This is a genomic window from Mesorhizobium sp. AR02, from assembly GCF_024746835.1.
In the GTDB taxonomy this organism is placed as follows: Bacteria; Pseudomonadota; Alphaproteobacteria; order Rhizobiales; family Rhizobiaceae; genus Mesorhizobium.
In genome coordinates, this window is the sequence record NZ_CP080531.1 from 3,406,283 (window position 1) to 3,421,860 (window position 15,578).

General features: G+C 61.6%; 17 protein-coding genes and 1 tRNA gene. 13 read left to right on the plus strand and 5 right to left on the minus strand.

Annotated elements, in window-relative coordinates:
* Positions 1-98 precede the first annotated feature (98 nt).
* Both gap and tkt read right to left on the minus strand, forming a co-directional pair.
* Entirely contained in the window at positions 99-1,109 is a 1,011-nt protein-coding gene (gene gap / locus DBIPINDM_RS20670; protein ID WP_013892632.1) for a type I glyceraldehyde-3-phosphate dehydrogenase, read from the minus strand.
* A gap of 211 nt (positions 1,110-1,320) precedes the next feature.
* The gene (tkt, locus tag DBIPINDM_RS20675) at positions 1,321-3,312 is read right to left on the minus strand and encodes a transketolase (RefSeq protein WP_258588950.1); all 1,992 of its coding nucleotides are present in this window, start codon (positions 3,310-3,312) and stop codon (positions 1,321-1,323) included.
* 262 nt (positions 3,313-3,574) lie between these two features.
* On the opposite strand from tkt, the gene DBIPINDM_RS20680 reads away from it, so the two are divergent.
* From DBIPINDM_RS20680 to DBIPINDM_RS20695, 4 genes are all read left to right on the plus strand, one after another.
* Entirely contained in the window at positions 3,575-3,847 is a 273-nt protein-coding gene (locus DBIPINDM_RS20680) for a DUF4164 domain-containing protein (RefSeq protein ID WP_006200774.1), read from the plus strand.
* Positions 3,848-3,857: 10 nt separating this feature from the next.
* Entirely contained in the window at positions 3,858-4,220 is a 363-nt protein-coding gene (locus tag DBIPINDM_RS20685) for a cell division protein ZapA (RefSeq protein ID WP_019861624.1), read from the plus strand.
* A gap of 163 nt (positions 4,221-4,383) precedes the next feature.
* Positions 4,384-5,043: a peroxiredoxin gene (locus DBIPINDM_RS20690; protein WP_019861622.1), complete on the plus strand. Its 660-nt coding sequence runs from the start codon at positions 4,384-4,386 to the stop codon at positions 5,041-5,043.
* Between the two features lie 155 nt (positions 5,044-5,198).
* Complete coding sequence (locus tag DBIPINDM_RS20695; RefSeq protein ID WP_258588951.1) at positions 5,199-6,059, plus strand: MBL fold metallo-hydrolase; 861 nt, start codon at positions 5,199-5,201, stop codon at positions 6,057-6,059.
* 85 nt (positions 6,060-6,144) lie between these two features.
* Here DBIPINDM_RS20695 and rpoH read toward each other — a convergent pair whose 3' ends face one another.
* Both rpoH and DBIPINDM_RS20705 read right to left on the minus strand, forming a co-directional pair.
* Positions 6,145-7,056 carry an RNA polymerase sigma factor RpoH gene (gene rpoH, locus DBIPINDM_RS20700; protein WP_172223104.1) on the minus strand — a complete coding sequence of 304 codons (912 nt, stop codon included), beginning with the start codon at positions 7,054-7,056 and terminating at the stop codon, positions 6,145-6,147.
* 212 nt (positions 7,057-7,268) lie between these two features.
* Positions 7,269-8,324 (minus strand): RluA family pseudouridine synthase, encoded by a 1,056-nt coding sequence (locus tag DBIPINDM_RS20705; RefSeq protein ID WP_258588952.1) that lies wholly within the window; start codon positions 8,322-8,324, stop codon positions 7,269-7,271.
* Positions 8,325-8,348: 24 nt separating this feature from the next.
* Here DBIPINDM_RS20705 and DBIPINDM_RS20710 point away from each other — a divergent pair, with 24 nt between their 5' ends.
* The 4 genes from DBIPINDM_RS20710 to DBIPINDM_RS20725 all read left to right on the plus strand — a co-directional run bounded on the left by DBIPINDM_RS20710 (position 8,349) and on the right by DBIPINDM_RS20725 (position 9,807).
* Positions 8,349-8,732, plus strand: coding sequence for a fimbrial protein (locus DBIPINDM_RS20710; RefSeq protein WP_258588953.1), 384 nt, complete (start codon positions 8,349-8,351; stop codon positions 8,730-8,732).
* A 39-nt stretch (positions 8,733-8,771) separates the two neighbouring features.
* Positions 8,772-9,179 (plus strand): VOC family protein, encoded by a 408-nt coding sequence (locus DBIPINDM_RS20715; protein WP_258588954.1) that lies wholly within the window; start codon positions 8,772-8,774, stop codon positions 9,177-9,179.
* 91 nt (positions 9,180-9,270) lie between these two features.
* Positions 9,271-9,345, plus strand: a tRNA-Glu gene (locus tag DBIPINDM_RS20720).
* A 198-nt stretch (positions 9,346-9,543) separates the two neighbouring features.
* Positions 9,544-9,807, plus strand: a complete 264-nt coding sequence (locus tag DBIPINDM_RS20725; RefSeq protein WP_096450994.1) for a PilZ domain-containing protein — start codon at positions 9,544-9,546, stop codon at positions 9,805-9,807.
* Between the two features lie 1,188 nt (positions 9,808-10,995).
* Here the strand turns inward: DBIPINDM_RS20725 and DBIPINDM_RS20730 are convergent.
* The gene (locus tag DBIPINDM_RS20730) at positions 10,996-11,445 is read right to left on the minus strand and encodes a hypothetical protein (protein WP_258588955.1); all 450 of its coding nucleotides are present in this window, start codon (positions 11,443-11,445) and stop codon (positions 10,996-10,998) included.
* 518 nt (positions 11,446-11,963) lie between these two features.
* On the opposite strand from DBIPINDM_RS20730, the gene DBIPINDM_RS20735 reads away from it, so the two are divergent.
* The 5 genes from DBIPINDM_RS20735 to DBIPINDM_RS20755 all read left to right on the plus strand — a co-directional run bounded on the left by DBIPINDM_RS20735 (position 11,964) and on the right by DBIPINDM_RS20755 (position 15,526).
* The gene (locus tag DBIPINDM_RS20735; protein WP_258588956.1) at positions 11,964-12,353 is read left to right on the plus strand and encodes a hypothetical protein; all 390 of its coding nucleotides are present in this window, start codon (positions 11,964-11,966) and stop codon (positions 12,351-12,353) included.
* 930 nt (positions 12,354-13,283) lie between these two features.
* Positions 13,284-13,865, plus strand: coding sequence for a VOC family protein (locus tag DBIPINDM_RS20740; protein WP_258588957.1), 582 nt, complete (start codon positions 13,284-13,286; stop codon positions 13,863-13,865).
* Positions 13,866-13,894: 29 nt separating this feature from the next.
* On the plus strand, positions 13,895-14,782 hold the full coding sequence (locus DBIPINDM_RS20745; protein ID WP_258588958.1) for a glutathione S-transferase family protein: 888 nt from the start codon (positions 13,895-13,897) through the stop codon (positions 14,780-14,782).
* A 73-nt stretch (positions 14,783-14,855) separates the two neighbouring features.
* Positions 14,856-15,140: a hypothetical protein gene (locus DBIPINDM_RS20750; RefSeq protein ID WP_258588959.1), complete on the plus strand. Its 285-nt coding sequence runs from the start codon at positions 14,856-14,858 to the stop codon at positions 15,138-15,140.
* A gap of 14 nt (positions 15,141-15,154) precedes the next feature.
* On the plus strand, positions 15,155-15,526 hold the full coding sequence (locus DBIPINDM_RS20755; RefSeq protein WP_258588960.1) for a hypothetical protein: 372 nt from the start codon (positions 15,155-15,157) through the stop codon (positions 15,524-15,526).
* Positions 15,527-15,578: the final 52 nt, after the last annotated feature.

Consider the following 15,578-nt stretch of genomic DNA (forward strand, 5'->3'; position numbering starts at 1 on the left):
CCGCTCAACACTTTTCCTGGAATTGCTGCACTGCTCCGGCAAATGAAAACGCCCGGACGAAGCCGGGCGTTTCAAGTCTCTGGAAGATAGGTCCGTGATCAGGCGATGGTCTTGCCGAAGGCGACCGCGGTATCGCCCATGCGGTTGGAGAAGCCCCATTCATTGTCGTACCAGGACAGCACCGAAACGAAGTTGCCGTCCATCACCTTGGTCTGGTCGAGCGCCATGATCGACGAGCGCGGATCGTGGTTGAAATCGATCGAGACATTCGGGTGATGAGTGACGCCGAGAATGCCCTTGAGCTTGCCGTTGGAGGCGGCGATGACCGCTTCGTTGATCTCCTGCACGGTGGTGGCGCGCTTGGCGATGAACTTGAAGTCGACGACCGAGACGTTCGGGGTCGGCACGCGGATCGAGATGCCGTCGAGCTTGCCCTTGAGGTCGGGGAGCACAAGGCCGATCGCCTTGGCGGCGCCGGTCGAGGTCGGGATCTGCGACAGGGCCGCGGCGCGGGCGCGGTAGAGATCCTTGTGCATGGTGTCCAGCGTCGGCTGGTCGCCCGTGTAGGAGTGGATCGTCGTCATCATGCCCTTTTCGATGCCGACCGTCTCGTGCAGCACTGCTGCCAGCGGCGCCAGGCAGTTGGTGGTGCAGGACGCGTTCGAGATGACGATGTGGTCCTTGGTCAGCTTGTCGTGGTTGATGCCGTAGACGACGGTCAGGTCAGCGCCGTCGGCAGGTGCGGAGACCAGCACGCGCTTGGCGCCGGCGGTCAGGTGGGCTGCAGCCTTGTCGCGGGCGGTGAAGATGCCGGTGCATTCGAGCGCGATGTCGACGCCGAGCTCCTTCCACGGCAGCTGCGTCGGATCCTTGATGGCGGTGACCTTGAACTTTTCCTTGCCGACGGTGATCTGGTCGCCGTCGACCGACACTTCATGCGGGAAGCGGCCATGCACGCTGTCGTAGCGCAGCAGGTGGGCGTTGGTCTCGACCGGGCCGAGATCGTTGACGGCGACGACGTCGATGTCCTTGCGGCCGGATTCATGGATGGCGCGCAGGATGTTGCGGCCGATGCGGCCGAATCCGTTGATGGCAACTCTGACGGTCATTTTTCTCTCCCTGGGAGTTGGAGGGCAGACGATGGGTCCGCAGCTTCATAGCGGCGCAAGCGGAAAGAATCCAGCCGCAGCGACGCAGATTTAAATCGATTAGGTTGGGCCAGCCCGGCGAAATCGCTTTGCGCGATTCCGCCGGAGCATTTTTGCTTCGTGCATGTCGCTACCCCAAACCGTGATACAGTTTGGGTGGCATGCATGGACCTTACTTGGCGTGCAGGCGTGCTTCCGCTGCCTTGGCCGCGGCCTCGGCGGTGATGCCGAAATGCGGGTAGAGCTGTTCGATCGTGCCCGAGGCACCGAAGCCGGTCATGCCGATGAAGATGCCGTCCGAGCCGATGAGGTGATCCCAGCCCTGGCGGATGCCGGCCTCGATCGCCATCCTGATCGGCGCGTTGCCGATCGTCTTCTTGCGGTAGTCGTCGCTCTGCTTGTCGAACAGTTCGAAGCAAGGCACCGAGACGATGCGGGTCGGGTGGCCGTGCTTTTCGAGCAAGTCACGGGCGCCAAGCGCGATCTCGATCTCGGAGCCGGTGGCGAAGATCGTCACTGCCGCTTCGCCGCTGGCCGCGGCCAGCTCATAGGCGCCCTGGCTGCTCAGGTTCTTGGCCGAGTGCTCGGTGCGCACCGTCGGCAGGTTCTGGCGGGTCAGCGCCAGCGTCGACGGTGTCTTTTCCGACTCGAGCGCAATCTGCCAGCATTCGGCGGTTTCCACCGCATCGGCCGGGCGGAAGACGTTGTGGTTGGGGATGGCGCGCAGGGCCGCCAGATGCTCGACCGGCTGGTGGGTCGGGCCGTCTTCGCCGAGCCCAATGGAATCATGGGTCATGACGAAGATCGAGCGGATGCCCATCAGCGAGGAAAGCCGCATCGACGGACGGGCATAGTCGGAGAAGCACATGAACGTGCCGCCATAGGCGATGAGGCCGCCATGCAGCGTCAGGCCGTTGATGGCCGCGGCCATGCCATGCTCGCGGACGCCGTAGTGGACATAGCGCTGGCCATAGTCGTCAGGCGTGATGTTCTTGGTCTGGCTGGTCTTGGTGTTGTTGGAGCCGGTCAGGTCGGCGGAGCCGCCGATGGTTTCCGGCACGGTGCCGTTGATGACTTCGAGTGCCATCTCCGACGACTTGCGGGTGGCGACCTTCGGCTTGTCGGCCGAGAGCTTCTTCTTGTAGTCGGCGATGACGGCGTCGAAATTGGACGGCAGCTTGCCGCTGAGCCGGCGCTCGAACTCGGCCTTCAGCTTCGGTTCGGCCTTGGCGAGGCGGCCTTCCCAGTCGGTCCGCGCCTTGACGCTGCCCTTGCCGGCGGTGCGCCAGGCCTCGAGGATCTCGGCCGGAATCTCGAAAGGCGGCGACTCCCAGTTGAAGAACTTGCGCGCGCCGGCGATCTCGTCGGCGCCGAGCGGCGAGCCGTGCGCCTTGTTGGTGCCGGCCTTGGTCGGGGCGCCGAAGCCGATGGTCGTCTTGCAGGCGATCATCGTCGGCTTGTCGGAATGGCGGGCGGCCTCGATGGCGTAGGCGATCGCTTCCGGATCGGTGCCGTCGATATGGCTGGCGTTCCAGCCGGAGGCCTGGAAGCGGGCGACCTGGTCGGTGTTGTCGGCAAGCGAGACCGGACCATCGATCGAGATGTTGTTGTTGTCCCAGAAGACGATCAGCTTGTTGAGCTTGAGGTGGCCGGCAAGCGCGATAGCCTCCTGGCTGACACCCTCCATAAGGCAGCCGTCACCGGCCAGCACATAGGTGTAGTGGTCGACGAGGTCGTTGCCGAAGGCGGCGTTCATGATGCGCTCGCCGAGCGCGAAACCGACCGAATTGGCAAGGCCCTGGCCGAGCGGGCCGGTCGTCGTCTCGATGCCGGTGGCATGGCCGTATTCGGGATGGCCTGCCGTCTTCGAGCCCAATTGGCGGAAGTGCTTGATCTGGTCGATGGTCATGTCTTCGTAACCGGTCAGATGCAGCAGCGAATAGAGCAGCATCGAGCCATGGCCAGCCGACAGGATGAAGCGGTCGCGATCGGGCCAGTGCGGGGCCTTGGGATCATATTTCAGGAAGCGGGTGAACAGCACCGTGGCGATGTCGGCGCAGCCCATGGGCAGGCCGGGATGGCCAGACTGGGCCTTCTCGACGGCATCCATGGAGAGAAAGCGGATCGCATTGGCCATCCGGTCATGTTGTTCACGCGACGTCATGGTTCCTCCAGAGGTGGGGGTTTGGGGCTTGGGAGAGCCCTTGAAAAGGGTGCGCGACACATAGCAGGCGCGGGCTTTTAGTCAACAAATCGGGTGCATATTTGCCGGTCTTGTGATGCCGGCGGCGGGCCTACATTAGCGTTAGCAGGGGACAGTCGCGAGAGCTTTGTTGACGTTGCCTTCACCCGGTGCCTAATGTTTCCCAGATAACGCGTTCTGAACGCGAACGATTCGGTGATGGGCAGGGCACAGGACGAAGGCCATGACCGGGGAAACCACGCTCAAGGAAGTCATCGCCAGGCTGGGCAAGGCCATCGAGGGGCTGGAAAACGCCGTCGCGGCCAAGCTGGAGCATGAACGCGATTACTCGGAAGCCGAGGCCGAGGTGCAGCGGATGAATGCCGATCGCTCCCGGCTGGCGCAGGAACTCGACAATTCCGAAGCGCGCGCCGAACGGCTGGAGGACGCCAACAAGGAAGTATCGCGACGGCTGGTGACCGCCATGGAAACCATCCGCGCCGTGTTGGACAGATAGGAGCTGGCCCATGGCACAGGTCACGGTTTCAATCGACGGCAAACAGTATCGGATGGCCTGTGACGAGGGCCAGGAAGACCATCTGATCGACCTTGCCGAGCGCTTCGACCGCTATGTCTCGCATCTGAAGGATTCGTTTGGCGAGATCGGCGACCAACGGCTGACCGTCATGGCCGGCATCATGGTGATGGACGAACTCTCGGAGCTGCAGAAACGCGTCAAGGGCATGGAAAGCGAAGTGCTGACCTTGCGCAAGACGCGCGACGAGGCGCTGACCAAGGCCGACAAGAGCGACAGCGTGCTGACCAACGCGCTTGGCGCGCTGGCGCAGCGGATGGAAGATCTCGCCACGTCGCTGGCCGTGAAATCCTAGACTTTAGCGACGCCGACAGCGAAATTTCTACATTCCCCAAGAAAAGGCGAAAATTTTTCGCGGGCTGCATCACTGCCGGCGACCTCACCGTTTTGAACGTCGCCGAGGGAGTGGTAAAAGGGTGGGAGCCCGCCAACTGGCGGCATTCACAGGGGTAGGAACCATGAGCCTTCGTATCAACGACATCGCGCCGGATTTCACCGCCGAGACCACCCAAGGGACGATCAGCTTTCACGACTGGATCGGTGACGGCTGGGCGATCCTGTTCAGCCACCCGAAGAATTTCACACCGGTCTGCACGACCGAGCTTGGCACGATGGCCGGGCTCGAAGGCGAGTTCAAGAAGCGCAACGTCAAGATCATCGGCATCTCCGTCGATCCGGTTGCGAGCCACGACAAGTGGCAGGCCGACATCAAGACGGCGACCGGCCAAACGGTGCACTATCCGCTGATCGGCGACAAGGACCTCAAGGTCGCGAAGCTGTATGACATGCTGCCCGCCGGTGCCGGCGAGACCTCGGAAGGCCGCACGCCAGCCGACAACGCCACCGTGCGCTCGGTCTATGTCATCGGGCCGGACAAGAAGATCAAGCTGGTGCTGACATACCCGATGACCACGGGCCGCAATTTCGATGAGATCCTGCGCGCGGTCGATTCCATGCAGCTCACCGCCAAGCATCAGGTGGCGACGCCGGCCAACTGGAAGCAGGGCGAGGACGTCATCATCACCGCCGCCGTTTCCAACGAGGATGCGATCAAGCGCTTTGGCGCCTTCGAGACCATCCTGCCCTATCTCAGGAAGACCAAGCAGCCGTCCGCCTGAAAACCGGCGCCGGAACGGTTTTTGCCGTTTCCGTCCTTGCGGGCCAAGTCATGCTTGACTGGCCTGCTTGGGTGGACAACCATGCTCCTATTGGAGCTCGGCGGAGAAAATCGTTCCTGTCGGCTGGGGTTGGGGAGTTCGGTTTGGACGTGGCTTTGGCAGGACCGCAGGTTAGAGGCTTCTACGACAAGCCGACCGGGGCCATCCAGTATGTCGTCACCGATCCGGCGACCAAGCGGTGCGCCATTATCGATCCGATCCTCGACTTCGATGAGAAATCCGGCGCAACGGCTACGAAGAGCGCTGATGCGCTGCTCGATTTCGTCGGGGAGAACGGGCTGGAGCTCGAGTGGATCCTCGACACCCACCCGCACGCCGACCATTTCTCCGCTGCGCACTACCTGAAACAGAAGACCGGAGCGCCGACGGCGATCGGCGACAGGGTCGTCGACGTCCAGAAGCTGTGGAAGGCGATCTACAACTGGCCGGATTTTCCCGCCGACGGCTCGCAGTGGGACCGGCTGTTTGGGCAAGGCGAGACGTTTCGGATCGGCAGCCTTCCAGTCAAGGTGCTGTTCTCCCCCGGACACACGCTGGCCTCGATCACCTATGTGGTCGGCGATGCCGCTTTCATTCACGATACGCTGTTCATGCCCGACAGTGGCACGGCACGCGCGGATTTTCCCGGCGGCAGTGCCGCGCGGCTCTGGCGCTCGATCCAGGACATACTGGCGTTGCCCAATGAGACGCGCGTCTTCGTCGGCCATGACTATCAGGCCGGTGGCCGCGAGCCCTCGTGGGAAAGCACGGTGGCCGTGCAGAAAGCCAGCAATATCCATCTCGTTGCCGCCCACAGCGAGGCTGAGTTCGTCGCCCTGCGCGAAGCACGCGACCGGACATTGCCGATGCCGCGGCTGATCCTGCACGCGCTGCAGGTCAACATGAATGGCGGACGGCTGCCGGAACCGGAAGCCAATGGCCGGCGCTATCTGAAGTTTCCGCTGGATGGGCTTTGAGGCAATCGCAGCCTGGCTACGGTGTACGAAAAAGGCGGCGCCAGTTTCCTGACGCCGCCTTGATATTTCCTGGCCGAAGCCGACTTTAAGCCGCCGGCTGTGCTTCGATGGTGCGCAGCGCCTGGGTCTGGCGCTTGGCGGCGGCCTTGACCGCATCCTGCACCTTCTCAAAGGCGCGCACCTCGATCTGGCGCACGCGCTCGCGGCTGATGTCGAACTCGGCTGACAGCTCTTCCAGCGTCAGCGGCTCTTCGGCGAGGCGACGGGCCTCGAAGATGCGCCGCTCGCGCTCGTTGAGCACGGCAAGAGCGCCTGACAGCATGCCGCGCCGGTTTTCCAGCTCGTCCTGCTCGATCAGCATCTCTTCCTGGCTTTCGTGGTCGTCGACCAGCCAGTCCTGCCATTCACCGGATTCGCCTTCCGTCGCCCGGATCGGCGCGTTGAGCGAGGCGTCGCCGGACAGGCGGCGGTTCATCGACACCACTTCGGCTTCGGAAACGTTCAGCCTGGTGGCGATTTCGGTGATCTGATCGGGCTTCAAATCGCCGTCGTCCAGAGCCTGGATCTTGCCCTTCACCTTGCGCAAGTTGAAGAACAGGCGCTTCTGGTTGGCGGTCGTGCCCATCTTGACCAGGCTCCACGAGCGCAGGATGTACTCCTGGATCGAGGCCTTGATCCACCACATGGCGTAGGTCGCGAGGCGGAAGCCGCGTTCGGGTTCGAATTTCTTGACGGCCTGCATGAGGCCGACATTGCCTTCCGAGATCACCTCGCCGATCGGCAGACCGTAGCCGCGATAGCCCATGGCGATCTTGGCGACGAGCCGCAAATGGCTGGTGACGAGCTTGTGCGCAGCGCTGGTGTCTTCATGCTCGGCATAACGCTTGGCGAGCATGTACTCTTCCTGCGGCTGAAGCATCGGAAAGCGGCGGATTTCTTCCAGGTAGCGGCTGAGGCCGCCTTCGCCGGAAACAATACTGGGTAGTGACTGGGCCATGATAGCGCCCCCTCTCTATTGGAGTGATGCCCCCGAAACGCGGCGGGCATGTGACGCGAGCACCAAAAGGCTCGCTCGCGACATCAGATCTTATACAGGAACAAAACCAGAAAAGACAGGCATTTGTTCAACACGAAACAGTGTGTCACGCTGAAGTGAACAATGCCAGTCAGGTTTTTTGATGGCTGGTTTCGAGCTTGTTGATGACAGGTTTAGAGATTGCGAAAGCCGCCGACGAGTTCCTCCATATCCCCCGGTATCGGCGCCTCGAACCTCAGAGGTAAATGGGTATCGGGATGGCGAAATGCAAGGAGCCAGGCATGCAAAGCTTGCCGGGAAAATGCCTTGACCTGACCTTTCAGGGGTTCCGGCAACCGGTTGGCCTTGGTGCGGAAGGCCTGGCCGTAGTCTGGGTCGCCGACGACTGGATGCCCGATATGGGCCATGTGGACGCGGATCTGGTGGGTGCGGCCGGTTTCCAGCCGGCATTCGACCAGGCTTGCGGTGGCGAACTCCTGCTGTTTTTCGCCAAAACGCTCCTGGACGGCAAAGTGGGTGACGGCATGGCGGGCGTCGTCGCGGCCTTCCGGTACCACGGCACGGCGCACCCGGTCGGCGGCGCGGCCAAGCGGCGCATCGACCGTTCCGGTCGGCCTCTGCGGTATGCCCCAGACCAGCGCCAGATAGGCGCGTTCCAGATCGCCGCTCCGGCCATGATCGGCGAAGGCTTCCGACAGCGCCTTATGGGCGCGGTCGGTCTTGGCCACCACCATGACGCCGCTGGTCTCCTTGTCCAGGCGGTGCACGATGCCCGGCCTGCGCACCCCGCCAATGCCAGACAGGCTGTCGCCGCAGTGATGGATCAACGCGTTGACGAGTGTGCCGGTCCAGTTGCCGGCGCCGGGATGCACGACAAGCCCTGCCGGCTTGTTGATGACGATCAGTGCGTCGTCTTCATAGAGCACATCGAGCGCGATGTTCTCGCCCTGCGGCGTGGCCGGCTCCGGTTCCGGCATCGCGACCGACACGCTTTCGCCAGCGGTCATCTTGCGCTTGGTCTCGTCGACCGGCTTGCCGTTGATGCTCACGGCGCCCTGCCGGATAAGCATCTGCACGCGGCTGCGCGACATGTCGGGGCCGAGGCTGGCCGCCAGCCATTGATCGAGGCGCTGTCCGGCCGCATCCGCGCCCGCCACAAGCACGGTGGGCGCTGCCTCGATGAATTGGTCCTCTATCAATTCGGGGGCCTCTTCGTTATGAGCGCTCATTGAAAAATTCCGGAATGTTTTGCCATGGCCAGCCCGATTGCCGACGAAGACCAGGAGAAGCCGCTCGACGCTGAAGCTGAAAAGGTGCGCAAGAAGCTCATCCGCTTCATGGGTATCAATCTCGGCCTGCTGTTTGTCGCCCTTATGGTGGTGATCGGGGCCCTTGTCTACAAAGCGCGCAACGCTCCGCCCACGAGCGCGCAGTTGGCCGGCGATGTCCAGGTGCCCGCCAGCGAGCCGTTGAGTGGCGACATCGTGCTGCCGGTCGGCGCAAAAGTGGTCAGCCAGTCGCTGTCCGGCAACCGCATCTCGATCGACGCCGAGCTTGCCGACGGCGGTCGTGCGATCTTCGTCTATGATATCGCCGAGCGCCGCCTGATCGGCCAGTTTGCAATTCGCAACAAATAGGCTGGCCGCAACAGTGCAACAAACAAGCGTGTCGCAGAAATGACCGGCTTTGCCGAACATCGTCGTGTGGCGACTGTCGCACTGGTCGTCGCCAATTATGACGAGGCGATTGCCTGGTATGTCGGGCGGCTGGGTTTCCTGCTCCTCGAGGACGTCGATCTCGGCGGCGGCAAGCGCTGGGTCACGGTGGCGCCGGCCAACGGGCAGGGTGCCAGACTGCTGCTGGCCGAGGCGTCCGACGAGGCACAAAGGCAAAGCATCGGCAATCAGACGGGTGGCCGGGTTTTTCTGTTCCTCGAAACCGACGACTTTGCCCGCGATCATGCGGCGATGCTGGAAAAGAGCGTCGAATTCCGCGAGGCGCCGCGTTTTGAGCCCTATGGCACGGTCGCGGTTTTCGCCGATCTCCACGGCAATCTCTGGGACCTGATCGAGCCGAAACGCTAGGCTTGCGGCCGGCTTTTCCCTGATGTGGTAAAGCTGGCCAAACCCCAGTTGCTTTTTCCCGGCCGTCAGCCTATATCGCCGGTTCTTGAGCGCGCCCATCGTCTAGCGGTCAGGACACCGCCCTCTCACGGCGGGAACAGGGGTTCGATTCCCCTTGGGCGTACCAGAGATTTCAAGCACTTAGCGTTGCACCTGCAAAAATCGTCAAATATTCGTCAAATATGCCTTCCGTGGAGGTCATTTTCGCTTCCCATTGAGCCGCATGCGCCCCATTCGCCCGCTGGTTCCCGCCGGCGGGCTTTTTCGTTTTGGGAACCATTTCAGCGCAAGCTAAATCAATCGCGGTGTTTCGAGGAATGAGACCATGAGCAGCGGCCCCGACGATCCGCCAATTGAGCGACGCTCGCATCCTCGGAGTGCTGTCCTAAAAGACGGGACCATCATCACTGAAGATGCGACCATCCGGTGCTCCGTCAGAAATCAGCACGCTCACGGTGCTGAGCTACGAGTGGATCCGGGCGTGGTTATTCCTGACCGGTTCGTTCTTCACATCCCTGCGGATGACGCTAGATATCGTGCCGTCGTGCGGTGGAGAAAAAACGAGCGGCTTGGTGTGCAGATCTATTGAAACAGGATGCGGAAAATGGCTGTGGCTAAGAAGACAGCCCTAAACTGTCGGCAAGGATCGTGATCTGGGCTAGGCCATGGGAATACTTCGACCGAGATCTGAGCCAAAAAAGGCTTACCCAAATAGCGATCGGTTCGGCGAGGACGGCCGGCGCATTTACAGTTCTTATGCCGCCGCAGACGGAAGGCCAGTCAAACGAGGCAAACGCCGCCGCTTGCCGCTGCTTATCAGCGGAGCGTCGGTAGCCGCCGTTGTGGGCCTCTTGATGTACTTGATAGGGGCTGGCTAACCAGCCAGCGCATGCCCACCCTTTTCCATCAAAGTCTAATGATTGGCACAGTGCACTGGAAAGTACGTGCGGTAACTGTTGATTCAACCATTGCTGGTATTTTAGATGAGTGTGGTAGCGGCTCCGACAGTGCGGCGGGGGCTGGATTGCCGGAGCCGCCTGCGCGGTCCGGTTGGGGTTTGACCGCGCTGTTCCAAAATAGGACAGCGCGGTCAACGATTCGTTAAAATTCCCTTGACCTAATTAAGTGCATGCTAATGGATCGCGGTTTGCGGGTCGGTGCGATTCCTGGGAAAAATGAGCACATTAGAGCAGGTCTTCGCTGCTACGCCTTTTGTTTCGCTGCCCTGTAGTCAGCTTCCCATGGCAATGCGTCAAAGTCCGGCTTGAGCCCGCCAGCGCGGTAGGCTTCCTGGGCAATGTAATTGCATTTGGCCTTCTCCAGGGTGCAGGCAAAGGGCGGATTTCCTGGGCAACGGTAAAGGCCTACTGCTTCCACGTTAGAAATTCCCCGCGAATATCTCAGATATGGATTCCATGGCTGCCTACGCATGTCGTCCTTCGTTGTGATGAAGCCCAAGGACTTGGTACCGAGGCCCGGTGCACAGTTGGGTGCGGGCCTCACCGGCCGCGGCTTATATTCTCTGTTGCTAATTCTTCCGACATGCGAATGAAGGAGCGCCAGCAAGGACGTGCCACGAGGCGCGGGACGCGTCTCCGCTGTAGGTAGCCGGCGGCACCAAGTTCGACGATGCGCTGCGACCGGAGTGCTCCGGGAGAGACGAGCCTCTCCCGTCGGAGGCTCGTTGCTCCTCACGACTGTCCAGTCAGAACGCTATGGAGTGAACGCAGTTCTCATCCTGGCATGTCACGGCGCGCCAGGATGCGGATCAACCCGTCTAGACAGCCGGCGTCCCCCTCGCCGTAACGGCGCGGTGGATCTCCTCGGTCAGGCTATTGTTGACCTCGATGAGCCGGTGCACCTCATCCTGGATTTTCAAGAGCGCTTCGGCGTCCTTGTAGGTCTGCAGCGCCTGCTTGTCTGAGGCGGCGGCCGAAACCTTTTGGCCAACCATGATTACCGACAGCAGCACCAGCTGCAAAAATGTCTGTGCGATCCAAGCGATCAGCGTCGCTACTCCGCCCTGGATGGCAGCCGGCAAGCTGATGAGGGCGATCCCCGCGAAGACATAGGCGCACCACATCGTGCCAACAGAGTTCGTGATGACGAGAGCGATTCTCCCGTTTAGGCCCAATTGTTCATGCCGGGTGAGGTGAGGTCCGACCTTCTCGCGTTCCTTAATTCGCGGATTGGGAATGTGTTCGACGTTCACGATCGGCTTTTTCATGATCGAGATCATCGCCGGCTGATACCGGAAACACAAGTCGACCGCGCGCCGAACTTGGCGCCTAACCCGGCCAACAGTGTAAGCGGGCAGATGCCCAATGGACTACCTGTAATAGTACCTGTGGTGGTGGTGCCTGTGGTGGTGGTGATAATGTCTATGATGGTAGTAGTACCGCTGCGGGTAGTAATAGCAGTGGTGGTACCTGTAGTGGTATCGGTAGTATGGGCGATATGGCTCGTAGTACGGGTCGCCGTAGTAATCGCCGCTATAGCGGTAGGGGAAAGGGAACCCTCCGAAACCACCATAATAGCCGCCGAAGGGCGAGAAGAGAAACTGCGCCTGGGTCGGCGAAGTGACGTAGTGGTCCGGCTGCTCGGGTGAATCGCCCGTCGGGTCGCTCACCTTGCGCGAGGAAGGCACAGGGATGATGATGACAGCCTGCAAGGTTTCCTCGGTCGTATCGATCGAACAAGACCCTGCGCCGACTTTCCAAGCGTGCCAAAACAGATGTCGCCTTCATGATCGACCCACCCAAGCGTCAGGATCCCGATGAGGCCATCGAGCCGGGTTTTCAGGCAATCGAGGCGCGTAGAGTTCCTTTGCCCGGTGGCTACCGACAGGGTGTGATTTCCGCGATCACCGTATTGCTCGGATTTTCACTTCTTTTCCTGCGGTATTGGAATTTCGAAGCTGATGGCGGATGGACGACTGCCTCGATCCTGGCGACGCTCCTGCTCGCGCTGGCCATCGTCCTCCAACTCGTCACACTGTGGCGTTCGCTGCTCCCGCGCGACGACGACGAGCCGGTCTATCAGGTCACGCTGCGCTGGTTCCTCGCCTCGATCATCGCTCTCCTTGCGGGCGTGCTGCTGGCCGGGCTGACCGCTTCGCACGTCTTCAATCTTTGATCGGACTTTGATCGGAACAATTCCGGGCTGCGCGACCATCCACTTTTACGCCGCAAGGTCATCCTGTTGACTGCATGGAAAAGCCCCGCCGACCGGGAGTCAAGCGGGGCCCTTGGAGTGGCCGCAAGGGGACTGGCTGCGGACTACTCAGTGATCCGTAGGATCATCTTCAATATGGCCCTCAGAATGAGGTGGCGCATCGGCCGAACAGATGAAGGAAACAGCCCTATCCACATTTCGTGGCCATCCTCTCTACGAGTAGAGAGGGCAGGGACAACACTCGGGCACGCACCCGCGCGGATCGTGTTTGGCCGGGAGGGATTGGCGAAGCCCGCGAAAGCGCGGCGGGCCCGCGTGCCCGAATCCACCCAATTTAAGTCAGGCCGCGACGCTTGAAAGCGCAACGATCCCTGTTACTTACGGCGTGGGGGTAGCATCCGCGGCAATGTGGATATTGGGTCGGGTAGAGTTGGAATGGCGTCAGTGAAGATGATTTGCCCGCGCTGCCATGGCGGTGGCAAGATTTTCGATTGCTCCAGATGGGGCGAGTCGAAGGGGCATTGCTGCCCGCAAGGGACGCACCAGATCAGTTGCCCGGGGAAGACCGTTACCTGCACCGAGTGTCGTGGCTTGGGAATGTTGGCGGAAGCGGAACTCAGGGCGGTCGCTTAGTCTTGCTTCGGCCAGGATGCGATGAGGGCGGCTTTCGCGTTGCGATCGTGTCCGCCGTCTCTTGAATAGGTCCTGCAGGCTTTTACCGCCAAGAGCGATTCCACCGTCGTGCAACGATAGGGCTCGCCGCTTCTGGCGTGGCGGGGCCGATTGCACTAGCATCACGCCATGGATTTCGAGGCACGGCTCAAGCGGCGCACAGAACGCCGGGTGCCAGGCAGATCCTGACGGGCAATCGAGGCCACGGGGAGAAGGCCAATGCAGAAGCTGCAAGCGCAGGGCGTCCACCACATCACGCTGGTCGGCGCCGGGCGCCAGACCTCGATCGATTTCTGGGAAGGCGTGCTCGGCATGCCGTTCATCTTCGAGCAGCCCAACCTCGACAAGGCCAGCGAAAGCCATCTCTATTTCGATCCAGGCGACGGCCGGCTGATCACCGTCTTCACCGATGAGAGCCGCACGCCGCAGAAGCGGCGCACGCCGACCGATCCGGGCTGCGTCCACCACATCGCGTTCGCGGTGTCGCGCGTCACCTTCCTGCAGGCGGTCGCCCGGCTCGACGAACGCGGCATCAAGCACAGCGGCGTCAAGGATCGCGGCTTCATGGATTCGATCTATTTCGAGGATCCGCTCGGCCTGCTGATCGAACTCGCTTCCTACCGCTTCGAGCCGCCGGTGGGTTTCACCCATGCCGACGTGCTGATGCAGGCGCACCGGCTGCGTGTCGCGCGCGGCGATTACAACATTGCCGAGGTGCACCTTGCCGACGCGATCCAGGCGCTTGTCGAGAGCTCCCGCGCGACCTTGTCGGACGACCGGGCGCCGAAGAATCCATACTGACGGCCAACAAAAACAGAGGGAGGACCACAATGGCAAAGACAGTGACAAAGAGTGCGAAGAAGGCTTCTGCCCAGGCAAAGCCGAAAGCCGCCGCGGCGGCAAAAGTGGCCGCGAAGCCGGCTGCAAAAGCCGCGCCGAAGGCGGCCGCGAAAGCCGCGGCGAAGCCGGCAGCCCAAAAGTCGGCGCCGAAGACCGCCAAGGCCAAGTCGGCGAAGAAGCCGGCGCTGAAGCTCAGCATGCTGAAGCCGAGCGTCAACAACATGACCGTGCGGGTGTTTGCCCGCGCGGCCGGGTTCGACGCCGCCGAGACCGACGCCTGGGGCCACACGCGCTCGCCGGAATACATGGCGCGCAATCCGGCGCATCTGACGCCGATGATCGAGGATAAGGGGCTGCCCAGAGGCGTGCTTTGGGAAAGCTGCGCCATCATGCAGTATCTCGCCAACAAGCACGGGCTGGAGAAATTCTATCCGAAGGCGCCGGCCAAGCGGGCGATGGTCGACAGCGCCATGTTCTACCTGATCGGCACGCTCTACCCCTATGTGGCGCGCGCCACCTATCCGGCGCTGGGTTTCCCGCAATATGCCGGCGAGGTCGGCCACAGCGATGCTCATCCCGACAAGAAGTCGGAAGCACAGAAGGCCGCCATGGCCGCGATCGCCGAGCCGCTGGAGGTCTTCCACAGCTTCTTCAGGGATGGCAAGCCGTTCATCGGTGGCAAGAACCCGTCGATCGCCGACATCCGGCTGGCGGCGACGCTCGAGTTCCTGGCGGTCATCGACTACGTGCTGCCCAAATGGGCGAAGGAATACATGGCAGCAATCGAGAAGAAGCTGGGCAAGGCCTACGCCGAGCCGGCCGGCGACGTGCGTGGCTACATTGCCTATGTGAGGTCGCAGGCGAAGGCTTCAGCTTAAGCATTCGTTAACCAAAGCCCTGTCTACTGCCAGGAATTCGCCGCGCGACCACGGATGTACTGGCGCACCATCGGTGGAAGGAAAGGTCGGCTCCGTGCCGGCCTTTTTGCTTTTTTCGGGCCTCATGTCGGGACATCGCGCGACGGTGATCGGGCAGTGCCAGAGCATTTCGCCGTTTCACGGAAACGGCGAGCCGCTCTATCTCTTTGTTTTTGCGCAATTCCGGACGGAAAACCGCTCACACTTTTCCTGGAATTGCGCCAGAGCATCAACTTTTCACATCGGGATATTGTCATCGCCGACGTTGACTCTAACATCGCTTCCAGCGGATTCGGCTTCGAATGCCGGCCTGGAGTGAGATGAGGGCTTGCGATGAAATGCGTGGCGGCAATGCTGATGATCGCCGTTGGAATGCTGGCCGGGACGCTTCTCCCGTCACAGGCCGCGATGCTCAACACAATGGATGATGTCGGGGACGCGATCCAGGCGTGCTGGACGCCGCCGGCGGACGCCGGGAATTCGACCGTAACCCTGAGCTTCAGCTTCAAGCGCGACGGCTCGCTGATCGGTCCGCCGCGGCCGACTGCCGCCAAGGTGGCCGGCGATGACAAGGCGCGGAAGGCGTTCATCGAGGCGGCCGTCGCCGCCGTCAAGAATTGCACACCGCTGACTTTTTCACCGGCTTTGGCGCAGGGCATTGGCGGCAACGTCTTCACGTTGCAGCTGGCCGCCCCGAAGCAATAACGGTTCGCGCCGACCTCTCATCGAGAAATGGCGGACTAAAGCGCGTCGCCCG

What these genes read in the sequence shown, in the direction of transcription:
- tkt (WP_258588950.1), bottom strand. Translation starts at nt 3,312, where the DNA reads ATGACGTCGCGTGAACAACATGACCGGATGGCCAATGCGATCCGCTTT.
- DBIPINDM_RS20680 (WP_006200774.1), top strand. Translation starts at nt 3,575, where the DNA reads ATGACCGGGGAAACCACGCTCAAGGAAGTCATCGCCAGGCTGGGCAAG.
- DBIPINDM_RS20685 (WP_019861624.1), top strand. Translation starts at nt 3,858, where the DNA reads ATGGCACAGGTCACGGTTTCAATCGACGGCAAACAGTATCGGATGGCC.
- DBIPINDM_RS20705 (WP_258588952.1), bottom strand. Translation starts at nt 8,324, where the DNA reads ATGAGCGCTCATAACGAAGAGGCCCCCGAATTGATAGAGGACCAATTC.
- DBIPINDM_RS20710 (WP_258588953.1), top strand. Translation starts at nt 8,349, where the DNA reads ATGGCCAGCCCGATTGCCGACGAAGACCAGGAGAAGCCGCTCGACGCT.
- rpoH (WP_172223104.1), bottom strand. Translation starts at nt 7,056, where the DNA reads ATGGCCCAGTCACTACCCAGTATTGTTTCCGGCGAAGGCGGCCTCAGC.
- DBIPINDM_RS20745 (WP_258588958.1), top strand. Translation starts at nt 13,895, where the DNA reads ATGGCAAAGACAGTGACAAAGAGTGCGAAGAAGGCTTCTGCCCAGGCA.
- DBIPINDM_RS20690 (WP_019861622.1), top strand. Translation starts at nt 4,384, where the DNA reads ATGAGCCTTCGTATCAACGACATCGCGCCGGATTTCACCGCCGAGACC.
- DBIPINDM_RS20725 (WP_096450994.1), top strand. Translation starts at nt 9,544, where the DNA reads ATGAGCAGCGGCCCCGACGATCCGCCAATTGAGCGACGCTCGCATCCT.
- DBIPINDM_RS20715 (WP_258588954.1), top strand. Translation starts at nt 8,772, where the DNA reads ATGACCGGCTTTGCCGAACATCGTCGTGTGGCGACTGTCGCACTGGTC.
- DBIPINDM_RS20735 (WP_258588956.1), top strand. Translation starts at nt 11,964, where the DNA reads ATGATCGACCCACCCAAGCGTCAGGATCCCGATGAGGCCATCGAGCCG.
- DBIPINDM_RS20730 (WP_258588955.1), bottom strand. Translation starts at nt 11,445, where the DNA reads ATGAAAAAGCCGATCGTGAACGTCGAACACATTCCCAATCCGCGAATT.
- DBIPINDM_RS20740 (WP_258588957.1), top strand. Translation starts at nt 13,284, where the DNA reads ATGCAGAAGCTGCAAGCGCAGGGCGTCCACCACATCACGCTGGTCGGC.
- gap (WP_013892632.1), bottom strand. Translation starts at nt 1,109, where the DNA reads ATGACCGTCAGAGTTGCCATCAACGGATTCGGCCGCATCGGCCGCAAC.
- DBIPINDM_RS20755 (WP_258588960.1), top strand. Translation starts at nt 15,155, where the DNA reads ATGAAATGCGTGGCGGCAATGCTGATGATCGCCGTTGGAATGCTGGCC.